Origin of the sequence: Pandoraea sp. E26, from assembly GCF_000681415.1 — a bacterium.
Lineage (GTDB): Bacteria > Pseudomonadota > Gammaproteobacteria > Burkholderiales > Burkholderiaceae > Pandoraea > Pandoraea pnomenusa.
In genome coordinates, this window is sequence record NZ_AYXJ01000009.1 from 94,420 (window position 1) to 118,021 (window position 23,602).

The 23,602-nt window shown below is 64.6% G+C and carries 25 protein-coding genes; 6 read left to right on the plus strand and 19 right to left on the minus strand.

Translation table 11 applies throughout. The annotated features are described in order from the left end of the window. Positions 1–100 precede the first annotated feature (100 nt). The 3 genes from W930_RS0105925 to W930_RS26275 all read right to left on the minus strand — a co-directional run bounded on the left by W930_RS0105925 (position 101) and on the right by W930_RS26275 (position 1,866). A complete protein-coding gene (locus W930_RS0105925) occupies positions 101–745 on the minus strand; it encodes a response regulator transcription factor (RefSeq protein ID WP_023595990.1) in 645 nt (214 codons plus the stop codon). A 136-nt stretch (positions 746–881) separates the two neighbouring features. Continuing rightward, entirely contained in the window at positions 882–1,358 is a 477-nt protein-coding gene (locus W930_RS0105930) for a universal stress protein (RefSeq protein ID WP_023595989.1), read from the minus strand. After that, on the minus strand, positions 1,351–1,866 hold the full coding sequence (locus tag W930_RS26275; RefSeq protein ID WP_023595988.1) for a universal stress protein: 516 nt from the start codon (positions 1,864–1,866) through the stop codon (positions 1,351–1,353). Before W930_RS26275 ends, W930_RS0105930 begins: the two co-directional genes overlap by 8 nt. A gap of 253 nt (positions 1,867–2,119) precedes the next feature. Here W930_RS26275 and W930_RS0105940 point away from each other — a divergent pair, with 253 nt between their 5' ends. Together W930_RS0105940 and W930_RS0105945 are read left to right on the plus strand one after the other, a co-directional pair. Next, positions 2,120–3,535, plus strand: a complete 1,416-nt coding sequence (locus tag W930_RS0105940) for an MBL fold metallo-hydrolase RNA specificity domain-containing protein (protein WP_023874349.1) — start codon at positions 2,120–2,122, stop codon at positions 3,533–3,535. After that, complete coding sequence (locus W930_RS0105945; RefSeq protein WP_023595986.1) at positions 3,525–3,824, plus strand: DUF1488 domain-containing protein; 300 nt, start codon at positions 3,525–3,527, stop codon at positions 3,822–3,824. The genes W930_RS0105940 and W930_RS0105945 overlap by 11 nt, the downstream gene beginning before the upstream one ends. A 77-nt stretch (positions 3,825–3,901) precedes the next feature. Here W930_RS0105945 and W930_RS0105950 read toward each other — a convergent pair whose 3' ends face one another. The 7 genes from W930_RS0105950 to W930_RS0105985 form a co-directional block, all read right to left on the minus strand. Beyond that, positions 3,902–5,275, minus strand: a complete 1,374-nt coding sequence (locus tag W930_RS0105950; protein ID WP_023595985.1) for an MFS transporter — start codon at positions 5,273–5,275, stop codon at positions 3,902–3,904. Between the two features lie 201 nt (positions 5,276–5,476). Continuing rightward, the gene (locus W930_RS26280) at positions 5,477–8,215 is read right to left on the minus strand and encodes a YadA-like family protein (RefSeq protein ID WP_158516335.1); all 2,739 of its coding nucleotides are present in this window, start codon (positions 8,213–8,215) and stop codon (positions 5,477–5,479) included. Positions 8,216–8,529: 314 nt separating this feature from the next. Next, positions 8,530–9,465 (minus strand): LysR family transcriptional regulator, encoded by a 936-nt coding sequence (locus tag W930_RS26285; protein WP_023874352.1) that lies wholly within the window; start codon positions 9,463–9,465, stop codon positions 8,530–8,532. Positions 9,466–9,581: 116 nt separating this feature from the next. Then, positions 9,582–10,202, minus strand: a complete 621-nt coding sequence (locus W930_RS0105970; protein WP_023874353.1) for a pyridoxamine 5'-phosphate oxidase family protein — start codon at positions 10,200–10,202, stop codon at positions 9,582–9,584. Further along, complete coding sequence (locus W930_RS0105975; RefSeq protein WP_023874354.1) at positions 10,192–11,586, minus strand: adenylosuccinate synthetase; 1,395 nt, start codon at positions 11,584–11,586, stop codon at positions 10,192–10,194. The genes W930_RS0105970 and W930_RS0105975 overlap by 11 nt, the downstream gene beginning before the upstream one ends. Continuing rightward, the gene (locus W930_RS0105980) at positions 11,583–12,047 is read right to left on the minus strand and encodes a RidA family protein (protein ID WP_028730856.1); all 465 of its coding nucleotides are present in this window, start codon (positions 12,045–12,047) and stop codon (positions 11,583–11,585) included. Before W930_RS0105980 ends, W930_RS0105975 begins: the two co-directional genes overlap by 4 nt. A 107-nt stretch (positions 12,048–12,154) precedes the next feature. Beyond that, positions 12,155–12,937, minus strand: coding sequence for a helix-turn-helix domain-containing protein (locus tag W930_RS0105985; RefSeq protein WP_023874356.1), 783 nt, complete (start codon positions 12,935–12,937; stop codon positions 12,155–12,157). Between the two features lie 125 nt (positions 12,938–13,062). On the opposite strand from W930_RS0105985, the gene W930_RS0105990 reads away from it, so the two are divergent. Beyond that, positions 13,063–13,920, plus strand: coding sequence for an alpha/beta hydrolase (locus tag W930_RS0105990; protein ID WP_023874357.1), 858 nt, complete (start codon positions 13,063–13,065; stop codon positions 13,918–13,920). A 148-nt stretch (positions 13,921–14,068) separates the two neighbouring features. Beyond that, the gene (locus W930_RS0105995; RefSeq protein WP_023595976.1) at positions 14,069–15,439 is read left to right on the plus strand and encodes an APC family permease; all 1,371 of its coding nucleotides are present in this window, start codon (positions 14,069–14,071) and stop codon (positions 15,437–15,439) included. Positions 15,440–15,542: 103 nt separating this feature from the next. Here W930_RS0105995 and W930_RS0106000 read toward each other — a convergent pair whose 3' ends face one another. Next, positions 15,543–15,932, minus strand: coding sequence for a hypothetical protein (locus W930_RS0106000; protein WP_023595975.1), 390 nt, complete (start codon positions 15,930–15,932; stop codon positions 15,543–15,545). A gap of 255 nt (positions 15,933–16,187) precedes the next feature. On the opposite strand from W930_RS0106000, the gene W930_RS0106005 reads away from it, so the two are divergent. Both W930_RS0106005 and W930_RS31040 read left to right on the plus strand, forming a co-directional pair. After that, positions 16,188–16,568 (plus strand): OsmC family protein, encoded by a 381-nt coding sequence (locus W930_RS0106005; RefSeq protein ID WP_023595974.1) that lies wholly within the window; start codon positions 16,188–16,190, stop codon positions 16,566–16,568. An 80-nt stretch (positions 16,569–16,648) separates the two neighbouring features. After that, the gene (locus W930_RS31040; protein ID WP_023595973.1) at positions 16,649–17,395 is read left to right on the plus strand and encodes an A24 family peptidase; all 747 of its coding nucleotides are present in this window, start codon (positions 16,649–16,651) and stop codon (positions 17,393–17,395) included. Between the two features lie 37 nt (positions 17,396–17,432). Here the strand turns inward: W930_RS31040 and W930_RS0106015 are convergent, their stop codons facing one another. From W930_RS0106015 to W930_RS0106050, 8 genes are all read right to left on the minus strand, one after another. Continuing rightward, entirely contained in the window at positions 17,433–17,813 is a 381-nt protein-coding gene (locus W930_RS0106015; RefSeq protein ID WP_023595972.1) for a hypothetical protein, read from the minus strand. Positions 17,814–17,829: 16 nt separating this feature from the next. Next, a complete protein-coding gene (locus tag W930_RS29060) occupies positions 17,830–18,621 on the minus strand; it encodes a hypothetical protein (RefSeq protein ID WP_051610633.1) in 792 nt (263 codons plus the stop codon). A 64-nt stretch (positions 18,622–18,685) separates the two neighbouring features. Next, positions 18,686–19,294, minus strand: coding sequence for a lytic transglycosylase domain-containing protein (locus tag W930_RS31045; protein ID WP_272945168.1), 609 nt, complete (start codon positions 19,292–19,294; stop codon positions 18,686–18,688). A gap of 233 nt (positions 19,295–19,527) precedes the next feature. Then, positions 19,528–20,943 (minus strand): OmpA family protein, encoded by a 1,416-nt coding sequence (locus W930_RS0106030; RefSeq protein ID WP_023874361.1) that lies wholly within the window; start codon positions 20,941–20,943, stop codon positions 19,528–19,530. A 16-nt stretch (positions 20,944–20,959) separates the two neighbouring features. Continuing rightward, complete coding sequence (locus W930_RS0106035; protein WP_023874362.1) at positions 20,960–21,604, minus strand: hypothetical protein; 645 nt, start codon at positions 21,602–21,604, stop codon at positions 20,960–20,962. Between the two features lie 3 nt (positions 21,605–21,607). Beyond that, complete coding sequence (locus W930_RS0106040) at positions 21,608–22,357, minus strand: TadE family protein (RefSeq protein WP_036642854.1); 750 nt, start codon at positions 22,355–22,357, stop codon at positions 21,608–21,610. Between the two features lie 10 nt (positions 22,358–22,367). Beyond that, positions 22,368–22,721 (minus strand): DUF192 domain-containing protein, encoded by a 354-nt coding sequence (locus W930_RS0106045; protein WP_023874364.1) that lies wholly within the window; start codon positions 22,719–22,721, stop codon positions 22,368–22,370. Next, a complete protein-coding gene (locus W930_RS0106050) occupies positions 22,718–23,599 on the minus strand; it encodes a type II secretion system F family protein (protein WP_023595965.1) in 882 nt (293 codons plus the stop codon). Before W930_RS0106050 ends, W930_RS0106045 begins: the two co-directional genes overlap by 4 nt. Between the last annotated feature and the right edge of the window lie 3 nt (positions 23,600–23,602).

Here is a 23,602-nt window from a genome sequence, read left to right on the forward strand (position 1 = left end):
GAAGTATTGGAGAGAGCAGGCAGAAAAAAAATAAGCGCGTGGCGCGACGTCGTGTCAGCCGCGATGACAGCTTGTAGGCATTGGACTACAAACGGTGCGTTCAGGGATTGTCGCGAAGCAGATCGTGCCGGATCGCGTAATGCACCAGTTCCGTCTGACTTCTGAGCTGGAGCTTCTGGAGGACGCGGGCCTTGTAGGTGCTCACGGTCTTGGCGCTCACGCACAGGCTGTCCGCGATGTCTGAAAGCGACAGGCCGCGTGCGAGCATCAGGAAGACATCGAATTCCCGGTCGGACAGGCGCCGGAAGCTCGGGCCTTCGTCGATCGTGCTCGCCAGATCCCTGGCGATTCGTTCGGCCATCGATGGGCTCAGGTACACCCCGCCGTCATGCACCTTGCGCACGGCGCTCACCAGTTCCGCCGGTGCGCTCTCCTTGGTCAGGTAGCCCGCGGCGCCGGCCTTGAGCGCCCTCACCGCATACTGCTCTTCGCCGTGCATGGTCAACACGAGCACGGCGAGCCGGGGGAACGTGGCCTTGATGTGGGCGATCAGGTCGACGCCGCTGCGCCCGGGCATCGAAAGATCGAGCAGCAGCACATCGCATGGCGTGGTCTGAAGCAGCGACATCGCCTCGGCGCCGTTCGATGCTTCGCCCACAATTTCCAGGGCCTCATTGCCGGCCAGGATGCGCTGCAATCCTGCCCGTACCAGCGTGTGATCGTCCGCAACGATGATGCGAGTCATTTGCCCGCCTTTCTGTCGTGTACCCCGTTCGATGTATTGCATGTGCAATACCCACGTACGCCCGTGCCCGGGCGTCCATGAAAACGATTCTACACGCGGCGTGGCGCCTCTGGCCGACGCGTTCGACAGGTGGCGTCTATAGCGCATTTCCGGGGACTTCGGGAGACTCGACACCTGTGGGTGGGATCAGAAGCACCGGACGGTGCGCCTGCCGTGCGCAGTTTTCCGCAACGCTGCCCAGCGCCAATCGTCGGAAGCCCCGTCGACCGTGCGTGCCGATCACGATCAGGTCGGCTTGCCACTCGTCGGCGGCGGCGTTGATCTGCACCGCCACGTCTCCGCCCAGCGGCAGCAGGTCGCGAATCTCCACGTCCCCGCTCACGCCTTCCTCGTTGAGCCGCTTCGTGGCCAGTTCACGCATGCTCTCCCCTTGCATCCGGAGCGCTTCGATAAAGGGAAACGGATCGGCGTCAGTGACATAGGCAACGGGAATGTCCACCACGAACAGCACGTGCAGCCGCGCCCGGCGTGCCTTTGCCATGGTCAATGCGTAATCGAACGCGGCGTCAGCGGTCGGACTGCCGTCAATAGCGACCAAGATTCGTTCATACATGATGTCCGCCCTCCTCGGTGACCGTCGGCAGGCCCGCCGCGCGTGGCGTCGCGCCATCCGCTCCCGTGACCAGCATGACGGGGCGATGCGCGCGGCGCAGCACCTGCTCGGCGACACTGCCGATCATCAGACGCCGAAAGCCCCTGCGCCCGTGCGTGCCCAGGATCAGCAGATCGGCTTGCCATCGCTGGGCTTCACGCAAAATGGCATCGGCGACCGTGCCGCCCCAGGTGCGCAGATCGATCGAACGCGTGTCGGCCTGCAGGCCTTCGTCGTGCAGTTTCCTGTAACTGTCGGCCAGGGTGAGTTGGCCCTCGGCGATCAGACCCTCCCGAATCGCTTCAAGGTCGATGTAGGCGGCAAACGCCGCCTGGTAATGGGTGAACGGATCGTCGATGACGTTGACCACTCGCACAACATCGTCTGGCATGGCAAACCGGATCGCTTCGTGCAGGGCGTGCCATGAGGTCTCGCTGCCGTCCGTGGCAAGCAGGATTCGATGAGACATTGCGTCGTCCTCACAGGAAGAGTTCAGTGAATACGCGTGACGCTCGCCGGTGACGTGATTCACCCGGCGTTGTGCTGACGTTACGCTGGCGATTAGACAGTAGCGCCACGCGCACCCGCCGTGTGTCGGCACGCGACGCGGCATTGACTCACATCAACGTCGCGCCGCGCGTGACCGGGCGATTCGCTCCAGGACGGCTATGCTCTCAGTGCCGGAGACGATATTCGCTCCGGTCCCTGTCGGAGGTGTTCCCATGCAGATGAGTTTTCTGGGCGCGGCCGGAACGGTCACGGGATCGAAAACGCTGCTTTCGGCGGCGGGCAAGCAGTTGCTGGTCGATTGCGGCGCGTTTCAGGGCATCAAGAACCTTCGAGCGCGCAATTGGGCGCCGCCGGCATTCGATCTGCATCGTCTCGATGCCGTCGTGCTCACTCACGCCCACATCGATCACAGCGGATACCTGCCGGTGCTGGCTCGCTATGGATTCCAGGGCCCGGTGTACTGCACGGCGGCCACGCGCGATCTGTGCGAGATCATGTTGCTCGACAGTGCCCATCTGGAAGAGGAGCAGGCCGACTTTCTGAATCGGCACGGCAAATCGAAGCATCACCCCGCCCTTCCGCTCTTCACGACTGCCGATGCCAGGCGGGCCATCGGGCTGCTCAAGCCGAGGGCGTTCGACACGCCTTTCGCCGTTTCTCCCGACATCGAGGTCACCTTCCGCCACGCGGGTCATATTCTTGGCGCGGCCATGGCGCAGTTCGACGTCGGCGCGACAAAGATCCTTTTCTCCGGCGACCTTGGCCGGGCCGACGACCCGATCATGCCGGCGCCGGCGAATCCGGAGACGCCCGACTATCTGGTGCTGGAGTCCACTTACGGCGATCGTCTGCACGACCGCACCGATCCTGGTGGACAACTCGCCGAGATTCTGCACCGGACGTTCGCACGCGGTGGCACCGTGATCGTGCCGGCGTTCGCCGTGGGCCGGGTGCAAAGCCTCATGTACTGGATCGCCCGACTGAAGGCGGCCGGCGAGATCCCGGACATACCGGTGTTTCTCGACAGCCCGATGGCGATCGACGTGACCCGCGTCTATTCGGCGCATCTGGCTGACCAGCGACTGGACCAGGCGCAATGCGCGCAAATGTGTGGCGCGGCCACCTTTGTCACGAGCGTCGACCAATCGAAGTGGCTCGATACGCGGGCCATGCCGTCGGTCATCATCGCGGGAAGCGGCATGGCCACGGGCGGCCGGGTGTTGCACCATCTCAAGGCGATGGCGGGCAACTGGCGCAACACCATCCTGTTTACCGGATTCCAGGCGCCCGGCACACGCGGATCGACGTTGGTCGACGGCGCAAGCGAGGTGAAGATCTTTGGTGAGTATGTTCATGTGACGGCCGAAGTCGTACAGCTCGATACGCTGTCGGCGCATGCCGACTATGCCGAGACGCTCAACTGGCTCGCGAAGTTCGACCGGCCTGTGCGTCACATTTTTGTCAATCACGGGGAGCCGGCGGCGTCCGACAGTTTGCGCAGACGCATTGCCGAGCGCTTCGATTGGCCGTGCCATGTCGTGGAGTTCATGGAGCAGGTGAGCCTGTCCGACGCGGGCCTCGCGTCGGCGCATCGTCCCCCGCCACAGGAGCCTGGCCGTGAAGATTGAGTTCCCCCGCGTCGCCGCCGTCTACAACGCCGACGACATGACCATCGAGTTTGCCGTCGACTGCGACGGCAAGCGAATCGTGTGTGCCATTTCGGCCGAGGCGCTCGAAGACCACTGCGACGCCAAGTCCATCAATGCCGAAGACCTGATGGTTGCCTTCCGCGCCCACCGCCCGTCGATCGAGAAAATGACGGCGCGTTATCTCAAGCTCTGTCAGGGCGCGCCGATCCTGCTGCGAAGCGGCCACTTCCGCTGGGGCATGGAGTGCCCGCCTTGCCGGGACGGATGATGAGCTCTGGTGGGCGGGCGGCCGGCGCGACGCGCATCGCAGGCGAGATCAGATAACAGCGCGCGACGCGTGCGGCATCACTGCGACACCGCCTCTAACTGAACGCCCCGCGTTTCCACGCCAAAGCACCAGACGCACACGGCGGCGACGCCGAAACACGCGGCGCCGAAGGCAAACACCATGCCGCTTGTCGACCAGGTCACGATCGCGCCCACGAGCGTAGGCCCGAGCAGCGCCCCGATGCGTCCGCAGAACGACGCATACCCGCAACCGGTGGCGCGAGCTCGCGAGGGAAACAGCTCCGGCGTGTAGGCGTAAAGGACCGCCCACATGCCGAACGCGAAGAACTGCATGCTCGCGCCTGCCGCATAGACCGACCAGGGCGCCGCACCGGTCACCAGGACCTGACCGAACGCATACGTCGCACACGCGCCGCCCACGAGCGTCCCGACACAGGTCGCTTTTCGTCCGAGACGCTCCACGGCCCAGGCGGCGGCGAGAAATCCGGGAATGCCGCCCAGCGAGATGTACACCGTGAAGAGCACGGATTGCGTCACCACGGCGCCCGCCGCCTGCTGAAGTGCGCCGAGCCACGTATTCAGTCCGTAAAATCCCAGCAACGCGAAGAACCAGAGCGTGCCCACAACCACCGTGCGCCGCCGGTAGCTCGGCGACCAGATGACCCGCATGCCCCGCGCCTGCGTCTGGGCGTCGGGGCTGGCAGGAGAGATCGGCGGCAGCACATCGAGCTTGAGACGGCGCATCACCGAAGTCTCGACCGCGCCCACGACGGCGTCGGCCTGCGCATGGCGTCCCTGCGACTCCAGCCATCGCGGCGATTCCGGCACGTACCGCCGAATCACGAACAGGAACAAGGCGGGAATGGCTTCCAGCGCGAACAGAACACGCCAGTTGTGGTGTGCCAGTACCGCATACGAGAGCAACCCGGCCGTGATGAACGCGAGTGGCCAATTGCCGTCCATCAGCGCCAGGTACTTGCCGCGACGCGCAGTCGGAATGAACTCCGACAGCAGCGTCTGGGCAAGCGGCAATTCCATGCCCATGCCAACGCCAAGCAGCAGCCGGAACACGCCCAGTTCGACCGGGCCGGAAGCGCTCGCGCACAGCAGGCTGCCCGCCCCCCATACCACCATGCTGATCTGGAACACCGGCTTGCGCCCGAAACGATCGGCGGCCATGCCCGAGCACACCGCGCCGATCGCCATGCCGACGAAACTCGCGCTGCCGATCATCCCCGCATGCACGTTCGACAACCCGAATTCCGTCTTGATCGAGCCCAGCACGAATGTCATCGTTGCCAGATCGATGTTGTCGAAGAAGAACGCCAGCGCAATCACGAGAAACAACCATCGGTGGTACCCGCATACCGGCAGTCGCTCCAGGCGCTGCGCTGCCGTGATGCGGCCTACTTCAATCGAATTCATTTTCATACGCCCTCCTCCGTTTCGGTCCGAGCCGTTTTGTTCGTCGGTCGGTCCCGGGATCGGCACCGCCTACATCAATATCGGACGCCAAAAGCGGAGGGGCGCGCTGGAAAATGTCGTGCGCAATCGAAGTTACGCCAAGATGCTATTTTTGGGTGCCCCCAAAAGTGAACACGGATTAATACGAGCGCCGTCTCCCAATGCGACTCACCACAGGAAGCCCACGCCCACCGACGCGCCAACGTCCCCGCGCGATGACGTGTTCGCCACGCCCTTCAGCACCCACCGGCCATCCGCGGAAACCGACGACAATGCCATCGCCAGACCGCCTTCTCCCCGCCAGGTGGCGCCGCTGAAACTGAACATGTGTTTGCCTGGTTCGGTTGCCTGAGGCAGTCCTGCCATGGCCATCGCGGCCGCAATGCCGGCGCTGAGTTCTCCCTCCAGATGCTGCATGTCCCCTCGCACGCCGGCGAGTTGCTGACTGAAGTCGCGGTGAATGGCGCGAAGCTGGTTGACGTTGACGGCATCCGTTCCGGCGGTTCCCGGCCGAACGTTGGCGATTTGCCGCTCCCCGCCTGCGATGCCTATCGAAACCGTGTTGTCGCGGGTCGCCACCGAGCCCGAGCCGAGCGCAACGGATTGCGTCGCCGACGCGCGACTTCCATTGCCCAGCGCCGTCGAATGGTTGCCGCTCGCCTTTGCGCCATTGCCGACAGCGACGCTGTTCTCGCCGGACGCCTCGGCGCCGGCGCCGACGGCCATCGAGTTTTCGCCGGACGCCCTGGTTGGCGGCTGGATCGTCTTGCCCGGATTGATCTTGAACATCTCGCCGTTGCCATCCATGCGATGCGCGATATCGTGCCGCATCTCGTTCAGGCTGCCGTCGCGCCGCGTGATGGGGGGGGCCGGGCTGACGGGCGAGTTGCTGCTCTTGACCAGCGTCTGATTGGTAAGGCCGATGGCCAGCGCGACGGCTCGACTGACGGCGCCGTCCAGTTGCCGCTTGTTCACCGCGTCGGTATCGAAGCGGCCGTCGGCGGTATGACTGATGGTCCGCTCCGCGCCCGCGGCGCCCACCGCGACCGAGCCCACGGTGTCGTTCATCGCGCCGGAATAGTCACCGACATAGCGTTGTCTGCCCTGGGCCGCGAGGGCACCCGCGCCCAGCGCAACGTCGCCATCCTCGCCGGCAATTGCACCGTTGCCGACGGCGGTGGAATCGACGCCTTTGGCGAGCGCCATCGGTCCGGCGGCCACGCTGCCGGGACCCGCGGCAAGTGAATCGGGAAGCGGCGGAGCCACGCCGCCATTCGCATTGAAGTACTTGGCGCGATTGCCGCCTTCGCCGATATTTTTCACAGCCTCGTCAAGCGCCCGCACCAGTTGATTGGTCACGTACAGCTGCGACCCATTGACCGCGTCGATGCTGTCCTGCGTCAGGCGGCCAGCCGCGACGTTCTGGATCTGGCGCGGCGCGGTGACACTGCCGATGCTCAGCACATCGCCGGGCGCCGGGTGGCCGCCCGCAAACGAATGGACCATCCCGTCGACGACGAGCCCCTGAATCGGCACCGCAGCGGTCGCGGTCGATCCGTTGCCCAGGACGACCGCGCCGGCAAGAGTCGCGTCGCGTACCGCGATGCCGTTACCCAGTGCGAGGACGTTCGCCGGTACCAGGACATTCCGACTCCCGATCGCGATTGCGCCATCGCCGCTGACGATGTTCGATCCCCCCAGGCTCACCGCCTGCGCACCGCTTACGACACTGCCATTGCCCAGGCTAATCGCTTGCGCACCGGTCGCCTGAGCCTCCCTTCCGACGGCGAGGGCGCTCGCCGCACCCGCCAGGGCGTTGTACCCGACTGCGGTGCTGCCCTGCCCCCGTGCCGACGCGTCCTTGCGATCGAGCCCCGTGTCGTTTGTGCGCACATAGCGAATACCGACACCGTTGGCGTCTGTGCCGGCTTGTCCTGCATCGCCGGCAATGTTTCGCAGATTCTGGTTAGTCTCGTAGAGCTGCGCCCCGTTAACGGCATCGGTACTCGAGGGACTCAGTTTGCCGGGCGCGACATTGGTAACGGTCGTGGGGGATCCGGCCGGATTCATCGTCACGCGACTGAAGTTGATGGTGCCCTCAGGCGTCTTGTCGTACTCGACGGCGCCTGCGGCGGGTGACGCGGACAGCAGCGCCTGATATGTCGCGAACAATTGCGAGCCGTTGATCGCATCGGTGCTGGTGCCGTCGACCCGACCGGCTGCGACGTTGGTGATGGTCCGCTCCTTGCCGGTATCGCCGACACTGACCGTGCCCGACGGTGTTGCGCCCGCGAACGTGTATGCCTTGCCACCGAGCGTCGTGCCGCTCGTGCCGACGGCCACGGCGGTCCTGGTGCCAGCACCGAGGGCCACGTCACCCGCATTGGTGGCGATGGCATTTCTGCCCAGCGCGATGGCGCTGGCACCGGTCCCACGAGACTCCCCGCCGATCGCAATCGCATTCGTGCCCGGGGCCTGTGCGCCCGCCGCCGCCGTGTTGGAGGCGTCGCTTCCACCGATCGCGATGCTTCCGGTGCCGGTCGCGCTCGCCCATTGCCCGAGTGCCGTCGACCCCATGCCAGTGGCGCGCGCCGCCATCCCCACGGCCGTAGCCCGTTGCGCGCCGGTCGTGCTGAACCCGATCACAACGGCACCGTTACCCGTGGCAGTCGAAAATGGGCCCATCACCTGAACGCCCAGTTTGCCGCTGGCACTGGCCGAGCATCCGATCACGTTCGACCAAATGCCCGTGCCGTCGACTGGTTTGGCGGAATCGCCTCGAACGATGCCGTCCGGGCCTGCACCGGGCGTAACTGACGGGCAGTAAGTGGTATAAGTGGTGGCCTGGACGCAGGACGACGCTGCGAGACAGCCGAACGCAGCGGTGCCCAGGACAGCGTGCAGCAAACGATGACGAGTGCTGCGCGCGGGCACTTCCCGGTAAGTGATTTGCTTGGCGGCCGTCCCATGCGCTCCGAACCGCTCGCTTCTCACAATCCTGATTGGTTTTCCCATCGTTCTCGATCCCCATCGTTGATGTGAAATTGCCCCCCTGCACCCTTGTTCGGATGGGCACCAGACGGAAGGCGTTGGCCAACATGAGGCTAGTGTCGAAGCGGAAGGCGTGGCTGGCCGACGCGACCGATGACACGTATTGGAAAAACCAAGAGATCGTTGAAAGCGCCGATCGGCGCTGGTGCGGCGCGAGCGTTGCGCCCGGCTCAGATGGGCTGGCCCGGCCCTGTTAACGGGCTGGTTCCCAGCGCGGCAGCCCCCGGCAAGTGCGCCTTGAGGATCGCCACGACCGCTTGCGTTTTCAATGGCACGGGCCGCGCGGCGGGGACGAGAGCATTGAGTTCAACGGCGGGCACGGCGTGCGATGGAAGCAGACGAACGAGACGGCCGACGGCAAGGGCGTCCGCGCAAGCAGGTTCCTGAACCACTCCCACCCCGGCGCCGGCCAGCAGCATTTCGTACATCGGCCGCCAGTGACTGACGACGATGCACGGGCGAATGGGGACGAGCATTTCGCTTTGTCGTGCACCGATCAGCGGCAGGTGCTCGTTATTGAACTGCCCTTTGACGTGAATGAACGGATGGTTTGCCAGATCCCTGGGGGACGCGATGTCGCCATGGCGGGCGAGGTAGTCCGGCGCGCATACCAGCATTCGACGCACGTGGCCGAGGGGGTGCGCTATGAAGTTTCCCTCGCCCGTAGCCCCCAGCCGTAGCGACATGTCCACGCCCTCGGTCACCGGGTCGACGACGAGATCGTTCAGGACGAGCTCGATGCACAATCGCGGGTGCAGCTCCCGGATGCGCAGGAGCGCCCGGGGAAGCACGACGCCCCCGAAGCATTGCGGCGCCGCAATGCGCACCGTGCCGAAGATCCCGTCCGCACCTTTGGCGACGGCCGCGCAAGCCTCCTCGGCAGCGTCCAGCACATGCTGGCACCTCGTATGAAACAACAGCCCTTCATCCGTGCAGGCGAGCGCGCGCGAGTTGCGACGAAGCAACTGTACCCCGAGGTACTGTTCCAGTCGTTCAATGCGTTCGCTGACGGCGGGCTGTCCGATGCCGAGATCGCGTGCCGCACCGGACATGCTGCCCCGCTCGACAACCCGAACAAAGATGCGCATGGCGGCCAGTAAATCCATGCGGGCGATCTTATCAGCAATCCTGCGGCCCGCTGCACGATGGCAAGGGGTATGCCGCCCCGACCATGTGCATGCCGAGCCCCTGCGGACCGATTCATCGGAGCGCTCGCATGCGGCTACTTCGCAGGACGAAATCGGTCAGGATCAAACGCGTCGTCTGCGAGGCCGGACAGTGACGCGCCGCGCTCGAAGGGAAAGCGCATGTACGGCGCCTGAGGCTGTCCCGGCGGCGAATACTGGCCGTCGGCGAGGATGCGCTTCTTGGCGCTCAGCCGTTCGATTTCGCAGCGGATGGCCACGATCTGATTCGCCGCACCGGACTCGATCGGCGTGTAATCCTTCTCCGGCCGGAATTTTTCGAGCGCGGCATTCTGATGCGAAATGACGTCTTGCGTTTGCTCGCGCATGACCGCCTTGCATCGCGCAATGACGCTGTAATACTCCAGGCTCGTGTTCTGCCCTTTTGGCGCTTTGAGCAACGCGACCGGACGGTCGACCACCAGGGTAACGCGGGGATTCTCGGCGAGCAATTTTGCGAATTTTCCGAAGCGCGAACAGTGAATCAGGAAGGCATCGCCGGCAAACGTGAAGCTCTGCGGGACGACATACGGATACGGTGAGTCGTTGACTGCCACCCGGCAGATCAGTTCGTCGCGCAGGAACGCTTCGATGGCGGGCCAGTCGGTCCACGCCAGATCGGTGCGGCGCATTTCGGGATCGAGATAGTCAGGCGTCATGAGCGCCGTCTCCTTCTGAAAGGGTGAGCAATTGGTCGCGGCCCGGGCCCAGGCCGATCCCGGCAATGCGGCATGACGTGGCTTGTTCCACGGCTTGCAGCAGTGCTTGGAGTGCGCCCGGCAGATCTTCCGGGCGGCGGACATTTCGCGGCAATGCTTCGAACGCCGTGAAACGGCGAATCGCGGGGACACTTCGGCCGCCCTCGGATAGGGCGATGCCCAGGACCGGCACCTCTCCCGCATGCGTCTTCGCAAACCACGAAAGACAATCGCATTTGTTCAGATAGAGCTCGTCCACCGCATGGCGCTCAACCGCGTTCGCGAGCGCCGCAAGGTCGAGGTACCCCAGGCGCCGTGGCCGCCCGCTGCCCGTGCCGTATTCGCCGGTCAGCATGCGCAGCCCGATTCCCATGTCGAAGTCGTCTTCCGACGCGAGCATCGACGCCGCGTCGAAGCGGTCGCGCTCCTCGCGCCAGCCCGTGCCGCGTAGCGCCGCGTCCGCGCAGTACCGGGCGGAGCGCTCGCCGCCGAATTCGGTGGGAAACGGCCCCTCGCCCACACGCGAGACGATCGCTTTTGCCACGCCGATCGTTTTGCGGTGATAACGGTTGGACAGGTCGCCCCCCACGAATGCGAACGCCGGCGCCGTATGGCTCGATGTGACGTAGGGCTGTTCACCTCCCGCGACATCGAGCATGACCGACTGCGCCCCTTCGAATAACACGCGCGCCCCGGCTTTGACCCGGTGCGTCAGCCAGAGCGTGTCGGTCACGACAATCGTCTCCCGCAATGTTCGCCAGGCGGCGCGCATGCGCGCGAGCCTGTCTGCCGTGGCGGCGCGTGCGGCCGGTGCGTCGTCGAACTGCGCCGCGTATCGAAGCATCTGCTCGAAGGCGCCGGCGTCATCGGCCACGAGATCGCGAACCTGCACGACCGAGCGCACCCCGCGGTGCCATCGCAGTGCCAGGTCGGCATAGCACGGGCCAATGCCGTTGCCCGTCGTTCCGATGCCCGCACCGTGCCTGGCGTCGAAGTCGAGGTGCATCGGCTGGATGACCGCACAGCGTTCATTGAGGTAAAGCCGCCCGTCGATGCGTGTCCCCGCGTCCCGGAGCGATGCGATTTCATCGGCCAGTTTTATCAGGTTCACGACGCATCCGGAGCCGATGTAGAGCGAGAGGCCCGGATGAAACACGCCGGAGGGGATCTGCGCAAGCCGTGCCTGTCCTTGCGGCGTTTGCACCGTATGCCCGGCGTTCGCGCCACCGTTGAAGCGCGCCACGATGTCATAGTCGCCGGCGATCCGGTCGACGATCTTGGCCTTTCCTTCGTCGCCGTACTGCATGCCGACCAGCACGTCGGCAAACCCCGTGCGTGTCTTCATGACGCCAGCGCGAAGGTCGCTTCGACTTCGACGGGGGCATTCAGCGGCAGGCTGGCCACCCCGATGGCAATGCGCGCGTGCTCGCCCGCGTGCCCAAAAATGTGCGTCAGCAGATCCGACGCGGCATTGATGACCGACGGCGCGTCGGCAAAGCCTTCCGAGGTCGCGACGAAGCCCCCCACCCGCAACACGCCTGCGACGCGCTCGAGCCGGCCGTCTGTTGCCACGTGGGCCCAGCCCAGCACGTTCATGACGCACAGGCGCGCGGCGAGTCGCGCGTCGTCGACGCTGACGTCCGACGGCACCTTGCCAACGCAGACCGGCGCACCGTCGCGCACCGGCAGCTGTCCCGAGACGATCAGCGTATCGCCATGCAGCTTGAAGGGTTTGAAAGGGGCCGGTGCGAGCGTGAGTTTCGGCAGCTCGAGCCCGGCGGCGGTGATGCGTTCGTAGACGTTCATGGGATCTCCTGAATGGCGCCGCAACGGCGGCCATTCATTCTGGGCGATCCGGTCTACGGAAAATGTCGCGCCAACGCCGACGTTTGTCGCGCCGACGCCGATTGGCGTCAGGCGGCGTCGATGCGGAAGAATTCCGTCGGCGTGCAGCCGAGCGCCTTTCGGAACATGGCGCTGAAAGCGCTGGTGCTGTCATAGCCCAGCGACGAGGCAATGTCGGTGACCGGGCGATTGGCGCTGAGCATCTGCACCGCCTCGAGCAGCCGGGCCTGTTGCCGCCAGCGTGTGAAGGTCATGCCCGTCTGCTCGGGAAACAGGCGGATGATGGTCCGCTCGCTAGCTCCGACGACTTTGCTCCAGGCCGCCACGGAAGTCTCTTCCGCCGGATTGGCGAGGATCCACCGGCAGATGCGCGCAATGCGCTCGTCCGACGGCATGGGCAGATGCAACGGCTCGACGCCCACGGGGCGAATCTCGTGAAACAACAGATCCACGACGGCGGCATCCCGGCCTGTGAGCGCGTAATCGAGCGGCATGCGCGTGACCGCCGCGATGAGCTCGCGCAGCAGCGCCGAGACCGACACGACACAGCAGTCGCCCGTTGCAAGCGGCGAGTGCGCCGGGTCGAAGTACAGCGTCCGCATTTCGATGGCGCCGACGGCCTGCATGCAATGGCGAACGCCGGGCGGCACCCAGACGGCACGAAGCGGCGGCACGACCCACGTCCCCTTGGACGTGGTGACAACGATGGAGCCTGAGCTTGCGTAGATCAGTTGCCCACGCACGTGCTCGTGATCGTCGATGAAGAACCGATCGGGCAAGTCGCGCGCCATGCCACCCACCGGACGCGGAATTCGCTGATAGTCGTCCCGGTTCTCACTTTTTCCAAACATGGCGTAACCTCGGCATCGATTGACACTTGTTCGCGCGCGGCTGGGGCGCACCTCTCTTAGATTCGGACATTGCGTCGCCACCACGCGGCGCGAATTCGACTTCCATTTCGATGAGTGAGGCTAGCATGCCGGTTTACCGTTCGTTTGATCAAGAGGCGCTCGACCTTCAGTACAACGTACGCGCAGGAATTCCTGATCATCTCGAGATATTCTCGCGTTGGGCTCGCACGGGGGAAGCCTTCCGTCGCGCCACGACGTTCAGGGAAGATGTCGCCTATGGCGACGACGCGAAGCAGACCTACGACCTGTTCCCCGCGCAGCGCACCGGGCGGCCAACGCTGGTGTTCATTCACGGCGGGTACTGGCAGTCGCTCGACAAGTCCGATTTCAGCGCGCTCGCAGGCCTGTATCAGGCCAACGACATCAACTTCGCCGTGGTGAACTATCGCCTTGCACCGAACGTGCGCATGGGCGACATCGTCGAGGACAATCGCCGGGCGTTACTGCACCTGTATCGCAACGCGACCGCGCTCGGCATCGACCGCGATGCGCTGTACGTATGCGGCAGTTCGGCGGGCGGGCATCTCACCGCGGTGCTGACCGGCACCGACTGGACGGTCTACGATGCCCCCGCGAACCTGATCAAGGGGGCGTGTGCCATCAGCGGGCTCTACGACCTCGAGCCGATCCGTCTGTGCTATCTGAACCAGGCGGTTCGGCTCGATCCGTCCGAAGTGGCCGACTTCAGTCCCATCCATCATCTTCCCCCCGTGCCGCTGCCTTATATTCTCAGTGTGGGTGGCGACGAATCCGACGAATTTCACCGGCTTCAGGCGCAATTCCAGACGCGGCTCGACGATCATGGGCTCGACGTCAAGGTCGTGCGCCAGCGTGACGGCCACCATTTCGACGCCGTCGACCGTGTCGGAGAATCCGGCAGCGATCTTTCGACGGCGATTCTCGCGATGATCCGGGGGCGCTGACCCGCCTCGCCCGCACGCCGGCGTGCGCCCCGCGCCGTTCAACGGGGCCGCGTGGAGAAAGCGTCGATAGTCTGGCAAGTCCCTACTTGCGTGCGGGTTCAGGTGAGAGTAAAAGGAGCCATCGTCAACTACGCCGAGTCGAACACCCATGGATCAGCCCGTCAAGCTCAACGCCAATTCGCTGGGCCTCGTGGAGTCAGTGATCATGGGCATTGCCGGCACGGCGCCGGCCTACAGCATCGAGATCACGACGTCGACCATCATCGGCACGTCCGGCACGCTCTCTGCCGCAAGTATTCTGGTGTGCGGGCTCATCATGTTCGGTATCGCCTTCGCGTTCATCAATATGAACCGCGCCGTCGCGAGTGCCGGCACCTCCTACTCATGGGTCAGCATGGTGTTCGGCCGCACGCTCGGCTTCTTTGCCGGGTGGGCATTGCTGGTGCTTTGCTGCGTGTTCATGGTGTCCGCGATGATTCCGGCGGCCAACGCCACGCTGCTCATCTTCGATCGGCCGATGATGAACAACGTCCATTACGTGACGCTGATCGCCGCCGCGTGGCTCACCGTCGTGAGTGCCGTGGTCGTCAAGGGAATCAAGCTCACCAGTTATGTGCAGGTGCTCATGACGATCGTCGAAGGCGTGATCCTGCTGGCGATTATCGTGGCGAGCTTCCTGGTCTTCCCGCACGCCCCCCAACATCCGTTCGAACTGCACTGGTTCTCGCCGTTGGCGTTCACGCCCGCGCAGTTCGCCAACGGCGCGCTGGTGGCGATTTTCTTCTTCTACGGCTGGGACGTGACGATGAACCTCAGCGAGGAGACGCGAGACTCGAACCGCACCCCCGGGCGCGCGGCCTTCTGGTCGATGGTTTTCCTCATGGTGTTTTTCCTCGTCTTCATCGTCATCACGCTGCTTGGCCTGTCCGACGCCGAGATCCAGCACTACAACACGAATATCATCTTCGCCATTTCGGAAAAGCTCTTTGGTCAAACGTGGGGCTACGTGGCCATTGTCGCGGTGCTGCTGAGCACCGTGGGCACGGTCGAGACGCAGGTCCTGCAGTTCACGCGCACGCTGTTCGCCAAGAGCCGCGACGGCGCGCTCCACCACCGCTATGCGCGCCTGCACGCGCGCTGGCAAACGCCCCACATCGCCATCTTCTTCATCTGGGTCGCGGGCATGGCGCTGTTGCTGATGTCCTCGTACCTGCCGACGATCAACGTGATCCTGCAGGATTCGATCACCGCCATTGGTTTCCAGATCTGCTTCTACCTGGGGCTGACCGGGCTTGCCTGCGGGTGGTACTACCGCAAGTCGATCACGAAGGGGCCGTGGACAGCCGTGACCCACGTGATCTGGCCGGTGGCCAGCGGCCTGTTCCTTTTCTTTATTGCGCTCTACAGTATTCCAACATTCGACTGGGTGACCAATGTCGTGGGCATGGGCGGCATCGCCATCGGGGTCATTCCGCTGCTGGCCAACCGCAAACAGATCTGGCGCGCGTCGCCGGGCTGAGCAGAGCCGGAGGCATGCGAAAAGGGCTGCATATGGCGACATATGGCAGCCCTTTTTGCATCATGCTCCCGGATGACGCCGAGAGCGCTAGCCGATGTTCGGCTCAGGCGAACTTCTCCTTGAGGAACGACACGATATAGGGGGTGGCCGCCGCGGCGACAGTGGATGCCGTCGCCGGGTCGATCCCCATGCGGGCGGCAAGCGACTCGGCAACGCGGCCCGTCAACACGCCTTCGCCGCCTTCCCCCAGCGACTTGAGGAAGCCGTCACCACGCACGAGACCGGCGGCGAACGCGGCGAAGAAACTCTTTCCGGCATGCTCGCCCATCAGGCCCGCTCCCTGCTCTTCCGCATTGGCGTGAGCGGCTTGCGTCGCCTCGCTCAACATCTGCTGGGCGTCATCGCCGCTAATGCCCTGGGCCGCAAGCGCCTGGGTCGCCTGATCGCCATGCTCCGAGGCCAGAAATTCGGAAACAAGTTGCTGAACATCCATGGAACACCTTCCTGCAAGTGGGGAATCGTATGCCCCTTCGGGGCCGCACGGCAGCACCGGAAAACGCTGGCTGCCACTGTCGAGACTATAGGAAATCGGCTTGCGCGAAGCCAGGGAAATCGGGTAACGATCCGTAACGGGCGGGGGCAGGTAGATTTCAGATGATTACTTCTGCGATGATTCGTGCGACGGCTCTTACAATGTCGCATACGGTCTCGGATTCTCCCGCTCTCTCCGCCCAAGGAAACCCACCCCATGACGCACGGCACTGCCCACATCGGATCGACACCATATCGCACCGACATCGTCGTCGGTGGTCATTCCCTGACGGCCGACGAGCCACCGGCACTCGGTGGCCAGGGCGTCGGTCCTGCACCGTACGACCTGCTGCTTGCCAGCCTCGGCGCCTGCACCGCGATCACGCTCAAGATGTATGCGCAGCGTAAAGGCTGGCCGTTGACGTCGCTTGACGTGTCGTTACGCATCGTCGGCGGCGACGAGCGTCGAATCGAGCGCACACTGGCGATCGAAGGGCTGGACGACGCCGGCAAGGCACGCCTGGCCGAGATTGCAGAGCGCACGCCCGTGACGCTCACGTTGAAGTCCGGTATTCCGATCGACACGCATTTGGCTTGAACACGGCACATTGCGCCCCGCGCGGATCTCGATGCCAGGCGTGCTCCTCCCCCCATTCACTCAATCGCAGACACGCTCGCGTGGAATTTTCGATCCCCTTCATCGCCATTCCAACCGGCCTGGTGGCCGGTCTGAGCGCCGACGCGCTCATTCGTCACGTTCCCTGGGCCGTCGAGCGACGCCTTCACGCGGACGTTGAGGACTACCTCGGCACTTTCGGGCACACGTCGGTGCAGACACCGGTGCTCGCTCCGGCGCCGCCGATCACGCTGCGCGCCTCGCTGGGCACTGCGAGGCTCTGGTGGGTGATCGTGATGTGCATCGCTCTGATTGGCGCGTCGTTGGCAGTATTCGGTATCAACTTCAAGGGGGCGGCGGCGGCGGGATTATGTGTCCTGCTCGTGGCACTGGCCATGATCGATCTGGAGCACCAGTTGCTCCCAGACGTGTTGACATTGCCATTGCTCTGGGCAGGCCTGCTCGTCAACGTGCAAGGCACGTTCGCTCCGCTCGCATCGGCCGTGCTCGGCGCGGCAGCGGGTTACGGCGTGCTCTGGGTCCTGTACTGGGCGTTTCGCCTGCTGGCACGAAAGGAAGGCATGGGATTCGGCGACTTCAAGCTGCTCGCGGCGCTGGGCGCCTGGCTTGGTACCGGCCATCTGCTGGAGATGATCCTGGTTTCGTCGGTCGTCGCGGCAGTCACGACCCTCGCCCTGATCGCGCTCAAAAAAATGGACCGGGAGAATCCCTTCCCCTTCGGTCCATTTCTTGCCATCGCCGGCGTGGTCTCGCTGCTTGTCGGGCCGCTGGCGCTGCCCGTCGTCTGACGCGCGCTCGCGATGCGCGACCGTGCCGACCTCCGTCTCAGGACTTGGGTGCCATCGCGTCGCGACAGATGTCCTCACGCGTACTGGCATACTCCGACGGGTTCTTGGCCTTGACTTCGTTGGCTCCCGTGATCGTACGCTGAGCCGCTTGCCAGCCGCGAGCCCAGTCGGCTTCGAAATTCGGGTCGTCGGCGAATTCGCGCTTGGCATTCGCCTTCATTTCCTCAACGCGTTTGGCATCGGCGCCGCAAAGCGCCATCGATACGTGCGCGTCGCTCGCCGCGAATTGCACGCCCGTCGCGACCAGCTTTTTCGTCTGTTCCGCGGTTTGCGCGTGCGCCATCTGTGCCGCCATTGCCAGGGCAGAGGCCGCCGCTGCGAGCCATGCGCGCGCGGTCGTCTTTTGCATCATCGTCATGAGACTCCGTCGTGGGTTAGTGAATATCGGTGACGACCAGCGACGAGCGTTCGCCGCCCTGTTCGATGTCCTGGCGCATCACCAGTCCCGTCGCGGGACAGAAATGGTCGACGATACGTGTCGTGGTGTTGCCCCGACGCGTCATGCCGGGCATTTGAACGTTGCCGGTGTCAGTCGACCGCTCATAGCTGATCGGCCAGCACGACAGGCGCCCGCCCGCCGTCTGAAGCGTTTCGGAGGCGCCAACCGAGCGTTCCGACGTCTGCGTGGTCATTTGCGGGATGCGCACCTGGCCCATGTTGGCGCCCATGGCGGCCATCTGCGCGTTGATGTTGTGCGTCATCTTCATGGCAGGCAGGCGCTGGCCGGGCGCGGAGACCTGGCCGATGTAGTTCATCAGCCCGCTGCCTTCGACGGACGTCGATCCGGCCAGCGAGTCCACCCCCTTGCCGTGCTTATCGCCCGGGAGCTTGCTGCCCGTCGTGCCGCGCGCCTGGACCTTGCCGTGGTCGATGCTCAGATCGACTGCGCTTTCGCTGTCGAAGTTGCGCCCGCCCACGGTCATCGAAGTGCGCGCCGTGAGCTTGCCGCTGCATCGGTCGCCGTTGTCCTTCTTGAATTGGGTGAGCGTGAAGCGCGTGGTGCGCGTGGTGCGCGTGGCGCGCGCGCCGGGTTGCGCGCTGAGCGTGAAGCCGCCACCCTCATGCATCCATGGGGCGTCGCATGCGCCTGCCCAGGCGGCCGATGCGAGCGTGCCGAGACAGAGGCCCAGTAGTGCCTTGCGTCGAAGACGGGTTGTCGAACTCATGTCGAACGTTCTCCAAAATGGTGGGCATGCACGGCAAATTTCGTTACGCCGCCGGCGCGTTGCGTCAGCGGCGGTAATCGATCAATTGCGCGTGCGCTCGTTCACCCCGGAAAGCCGATCCGTCATCTGGTTGGAATTTACGGAGCGCACTTGTCGGCGCTCTCATTGCGTTCTGCGCACGGGGCATCTCCGTGCTACCTTCCGCGTTCAAACGGGTGTAATGCTGGTAGCGCGCCAGCACCTTCGGGACGTACGCCCGAGTTTCGGCGTAAGGCGGAATGCCGCCGTGGCGGATCACCGCCCCCTGCCCGGCGTTGTACGCCGCCAACGCATAAGGTACGTTGCCACCGAACCGGTCGAGCAACTGGGCAAGATACCGCGTGCCGCCCACCACGTTCTGCATCGGGTCCGTGACATCCGCCACCCCGAGGCTCGTTGCGGTGCCCGGCATGAGTTGCATCAACCCGCCGGCACCGGCATGCGAGCGCGCGGAACGATCGAAACCCGATTCCACGTCGATCACCGCCGCGACCAGCGCGGGATCGATGCGCGTTGCGTTGGCGGCCGCGCCGATCAATGCGGAAAACGCACGGTAATCGCAACCCTCGCAGGCATTGCGCGCGGAAGACGGCGCAACGAAGATGCCGTTCGACGCCGAAGATCCGGTTTGCAATGCCGCACCGCTCAAGAGTACCCCGCGTGCCCTTCCCGCAGGCGTGCCAGTTCCGGCCATGCCGCTCGGCGTTACGGCTTTCGTCACGTTCCGGGCCGGCGCCCCCGCGCCTGCGCCCGAACCGCCGACAATATAAACGACCCCTCCCGCGGTTGCCAATGCCGGGAGCGAGAGCAGCCAGGCCACGCCCGCCATCCGCAGAGCATCGTGCCAACGTCGAGGGGTATCTCGCCTCATTGCCGAACCAGTTCCACGCGACGGTTCTGGGACCGGCCGAGCTCACTGCTGTTCGGTGCCATCGGGCGCGTGTCGCCGTACCCCTTCGCACTCAATCCATCGGCCTTCACGCCCGCCGCCGTCAGGTATTGCTGCACGGCCTCGGCGCGTTGCGTCGAGAGCGTCTGATTGTGTCCCGATGAACCGGTCGAGTCGGTATGGCCGCCGATCTCGATCTTCCAGTCCGGGTGTGCCTTGAGAATGCCGGCCACATTGTCGAGCACCGGCTTCGCATCGGCACGCAAGGTCGCCTTGTCGAGATCGAAGTTCACGCCGTAGAGCGCCAGCTTGCCCGTCTTCTCGAGCTGCGCTTCGGCGGGCGACGCATTGCCGACCTTGCACTCCAGCGCGCTGTCGCCGATGCGATTGCCACCGACTTCCTTGACGTGATCGAAGTCCCGCGTGTCGCCCAGCATGAGCGCCGTATAGACGTGCTTGCCATTGGGCTCGAACGTCATGATGCCCGGCGTGACCGTGTTGCTGTCGGCTTCGGTCCGGGTAAAGCGCAGCACGCCGCCGTGCTCGATGCCGCCGGAGATCGTACCCAGCAGCTTGCCGATGCGCACGCCGTTGCCGCCGCCGCGCACGGCTTCGAAATAGCAGCCGTCGATACCGGCGCCTTGTTGCTTGAGCAGCACGTAACCGTCAGAGCCGAAATTCAGCGGAAAGTGATACAGCCCGGCGACATTGCGCACCGAGGCTTCGGCATTGTCGAACTTTCCGAGTGCGGCGAACTGCGTGAGGCCGATGCCATAGGGCGCGGCCCCCGGCGGCGACGACAGCGTCAAACGCAGCCAGCGGGCCGTGACGGGCGCCGCCATCTCCGCCTCGATGACCTTGCCCGGCGCGATATCGGCAGCGCCCGGCACATCCTGATCATATGCTACGGTCCAAGGGCCGTCGGCCGAGGCCCCCGACGTCTCGACCTTCAGGTGGTTCGGCGTGACCTTGACCTGATTGCTCGCCACGAAGCGAAAGGCGTGAATGGTGGCGTTGCCGGGCAGCGCGATCGAGATCGTGTACGGATTCCGGCTGTCCTGAATGCCGGTCGAATCGGGGACGTCATTGAGCAGACGGAACCAGGCGTCGTCGTCGCTTTTCTGGTTCAGCGCGAAGGCGCCCTGAGGCAGCGATGCGACATTGACATCGCCGGCATCACGCGTGGCCGGCGCCGCCGCGGCAGGCGTGGCACCCAGCGCACTCGATGCGCTGGACTGCGGCGAGGCCGGCGCGGAGGCGGCGTTCGAATCGAGTGACGGCTCCGAGGTTTTTTCGGGCGCTTTCTTGTGGCAACCGGCGAGCGCCAGCGCGCATCCCAGCGCGAGGATCGTGCATGCGAGCGCTTTGCGCGCCGGGCGGGAATTCGAATGCATCACTGCAGACTGGCTCCTAGTTTTGTTCCGCGCGGGACAACGTGGACACGAGATCCAGATCCGCGCGAATACGTTCCTGTAACTTGTTCAACTTCTCACGGCTGGCGCCGTTGCGCTTGCCTTCGTCATATGCCATGAGCGTCGCCTTGAGGTCGGCCTCGACCTTCGCGCGATGCTCCCGCACCAGCCGGTGCGCTTCGTTGTCCGCCTCCTCGTTGGGCGTGCCGTTGCGCGTGAGCAGATTGGCACGCAACCGGTGGTCGCCACGAATCGCGGTCTCGTCGATGCGGGTCTTCGGCCCTGAGGGCTTCGTTGCCTTCAGGCCCTTCATCGCCTCGCGCCCCTCGGGTATCGCCGCGTCGGGCTCGACCGTCACCACCGTGCCCGGCGAACCGGCCGGCGTCGCGGAAGGCGCCATCTGCGCAGGTGCGGGCTGCCCCACGTTCGGTGATGCGGACGCCGCGGCGGACGACGCGGGCACGCCGGGCGCGACCGGCATCGGCGCAATCGTCGGCACGCTCCGGGAGGAAATGATCTCGACGCCGCCTTCCTTGCGCGTCGACACGACCGACGCCGCGTCGGCGCTCGTCGCCGCCCCGGTGCCGTATGCGGCGACCAGCATGACGACGACATGTGTCACGAATCCTTCACGCAGCCGCATCCCTCACCCTCCACGAAACGGCGACTGCATGCGCACCACCGCTTCGGCCTGAATTGGTATGCGATATCCGCCCGAGATCGCCGAATACGCGCGACAGCTATTGCCGTCGGTACCGAAATCGAGCGAACCATCGACCGAGCCGGTCGAAAAAATATCGCTTGTGCCGTTGACCAGCGAATAGATCACCCGGTTGATGAACGGCACGTACAACTCATAGCAGTACTGCACACTGATCTTCAGCAGATTGGCATCCTGGATCGAGATACGCGATCCGTTGCCGGGCGTGTTGTCCCGATACATCAACGTGTCGTTCGGAATCTCGCGAACCGTCTTGCCGGCGTAATAGTTCGTGCGGGCAAAGTCGGAGAAAGCGGCCGCCGTCGGGCTGACCACGGTCAGTTTCGTAATGCCCGGGTTGCGCGCCTCGGTCTGCGCGCTCAGGATCGCGATCTGTTGAGCGCTGAGCCCCGTCTGATGGGTAAACAACGGCGCCAGTCCGCGCGCGAGCCCGGAGAGCATCGCGCTCTTGGTGCCGTGGTTGACGGCGCCGGCGCGTGCTGCCATGAGTGCCGCGTAGTTTAGCGTACTCTTTGCCTGATATAGCAGACCAAATTGTATCAATCCAAGACAAAGCAACAGGACGATGGGCGCCACGATAATGAACTCCGTGGCGGCCTGTCCCCGCTGGGCGCGGGTTGCGCCTGACATGGGCGCATTGCCGTTGCGCGCGTTGGGCCGACGCCTGGCTCGCATTCCGTTCTCCTTAAGATCCGATGGGGCGCACGCTGAGCGCCTTGCCGCGCTCGATGCCGAGCGCACGACTGCGCCCTGGCGCGAGCTCCAGCGCCATGCGCGCGCGCCAGTGCATGCGATAGCGCCAGGCGCCCACGTTGGCGTGCACGGCCAGCACCCGCCCTTGCCTGTCGATGAACACCACGTCGATGGGCGTTCGCATGAAGCATGTGTGCACGGCGTTGCATGGCGAGATCAACAGCGCATCGCCCGGGCCCACGTGACGCTTGCCCAGCCAGCCGCGCATGCGCTCGTGCGCCCGTGTCGTCAGTTGCGCCGCCAGCGCCAGCGGTTGCGCGCCGAGATACAGGCTGACAGCTTTCACAACAGGCCCTCCTGCATGAACTTCATGACGATCGGGAAGCCCAGCACGATGAACGTCACGGGAAAGATGAAGATCACCAGCGGGAAGATCAATTTCACCGGCGCCTCCATCGCCTGCTTCTCGGCGCGCTGGAAGCGCTCGGTACGACGCTGCTCCGACTGGAATCGCAGCGTGGTTGCGAGCCCGCCTCCCATGCGCTCGGCCTGTACCACGGCACCCACGAAGTTTGTCACTTCCTTGACCTGCAACCGGTTATCCATTCGCCGCAGGGCGTCGGCGCGCGTCAAACCGGATTTCAGGTCGCGCAGCACGTGCTCGAACTCGCGCTTGAGCGCGCCGGCCGGCCCCTTGCTCACCGCCTGCGTCATGGCACCGTTGATGTTCAGGCCCGCCTCGATCGAGAGCGTCAGGAAGTCGAGGTAGACCGGCAACTGACGCGTCACTTGCTTGACGGTCCGGGCGCGAATGTCGCGCAACCACATCCGAGGCAGCAAGAAACCCAGCACGGCCGCGGCCAGCGGCAACAGGATCGTGTTGAGCTCCAGCCAGTGGTTGACGAGCGAGCCCAGCACAAGCGCGATCAGCATCACGACGATCGACAGCGACAGAAACTGCGTGGCCGACATCAGGAAGCTTCGCCCCGTCAATTGCAACTGATTCTGCGTGCGCTCGACGAGCTTCGCGGGGTAGTACTTGCCGAAGTGGTGCTCGGCGAATCGCACCAGCGGCCAGAGCATGCGAAGTGGGCGCGACAGTGGATCGAGAAATTCACGGTCCTCGCTCGGAACGCTGCCGCTGAGGGTGGTGAGCGAGCGCACGATCACGCCCACGACGATGATCAGCCCGAGCGAGAGAATGAAGGCGATGGCGATGAACATGGC

What these genes read in the sequence shown, in the direction of transcription:
- W930_RS0105930 (WP_023595989.1), bottom strand. Translation starts at nt 1,358, where the DNA reads ATGTATGAACGAATCTTGGTCGCTATTGACGGCAGTCCGACCGCTGAC.
- W930_RS26285 (WP_023874352.1), bottom strand. Translation starts at nt 9,465, where the DNA reads ATGGATTTACTGGCCGCCATGCGCATCTTTGTTCGGGTTGTCGAGCGG.
- W930_RS26275 (WP_023595988.1), bottom strand. Translation starts at nt 1,866, where the DNA reads ATGTCTCATCGAATCCTGCTTGCCACGGACGGCAGCGAGACCTCATGG.
- W930_RS0106035 (WP_023874362.1), bottom strand. Translation starts at nt 21,604, where the DNA reads ATGCGGCTGCGTGAAGGATTCGTGACACATGTCGTCGTCATGCTGGTC.
- W930_RS0105980 (WP_028730856.1), bottom strand. Translation starts at nt 12,047, where the DNA reads ATGAACGTCTACGAACGCATCACCGCCGCCGGGCTCGAGCTGCCGAAA.
- W930_RS0106050 (WP_023595965.1), bottom strand. Translation starts at nt 23,599, where the DNA reads ATGTTCATCGCCATCGCCTTCATTCTCTCGCTCGGGCTGATCATCGTC.
- W930_RS0106005 (WP_023595974.1), top strand. Translation starts at nt 16,188, where the DNA reads ATGACGCACGGCACTGCCCACATCGGATCGACACCATATCGCACCGAC.
- W930_RS0105995 (WP_023595976.1), top strand. Translation starts at nt 14,069, where the DNA reads ATGGATCAGCCCGTCAAGCTCAACGCCAATTCGCTGGGCCTCGTGGAG.
- W930_RS29060 (WP_051610633.1), bottom strand. Translation starts at nt 18,621, where the DNA reads ATGAGTTCGACAACCCGTCTTCGACGCAAGGCACTACTGGGCCTCTGT.
- W930_RS0105975 (WP_023874354.1), bottom strand. Translation starts at nt 11,586, where the DNA reads ATGAAGACACGCACGGGGTTTGCCGACGTGCTGGTCGGCATGCAGTAC.
- W930_RS0105970 (WP_023874353.1), bottom strand. Translation starts at nt 10,202, where the DNA reads ATGACGCCTGACTATCTCGATCCCGAAATGCGCCGCACCGATCTGGCG.
- W930_RS0105925 (WP_023595990.1), bottom strand. Translation starts at nt 745, where the DNA reads ATGACTCGCATCATCGTTGCGGACGATCACACGCTGGTACGGGCAGGA.
- W930_RS0105990 (WP_023874357.1), top strand. Translation starts at nt 13,063, where the DNA reads ATGCCGGTTTACCGTTCGTTTGATCAAGAGGCGCTCGACCTTCAGTAC.
- W930_RS0105985 (WP_023874356.1), bottom strand. Translation starts at nt 12,937, where the DNA reads ATGTTTGGAAAAAGTGAGAACCGGGACGACTATCAGCGAATTCCGCGT.
- W930_RS0106000 (WP_023595975.1), bottom strand. Translation starts at nt 15,932, where the DNA reads ATGGATGTTCAGCAACTTGTTTCCGAATTTCTGGCCTCGGAGCATGGC.
- W930_RS0106015 (WP_023595972.1), bottom strand. Translation starts at nt 17,813, where the DNA reads ATGACGATGATGCAAAAGACGACCGCGCGCGCATGGCTCGCAGCGGCG.
- W930_RS0106030 (WP_023874361.1), bottom strand. Translation starts at nt 20,943, where the DNA reads ATGCATTCGAATTCCCGCCCGGCGCGCAAAGCGCTCGCATGCACGATC.
- W930_RS0106040 (WP_036642854.1), bottom strand. Translation starts at nt 22,357, where the DNA reads ATGCGAGCCAGGCGTCGGCCCAACGCGCGCAACGGCAATGCGCCCATG.
- W930_RS0105950 (WP_023595985.1), bottom strand. Translation starts at nt 5,275, where the DNA reads ATGAAAATGAATTCGATTGAAGTAGGCCGCATCACGGCAGCGCAGCGC.
- W930_RS0105940 (WP_023874349.1), top strand. Translation starts at nt 2,120, where the DNA reads ATGCAGATGAGTTTTCTGGGCGCGGCCGGAACGGTCACGGGATCGAAA.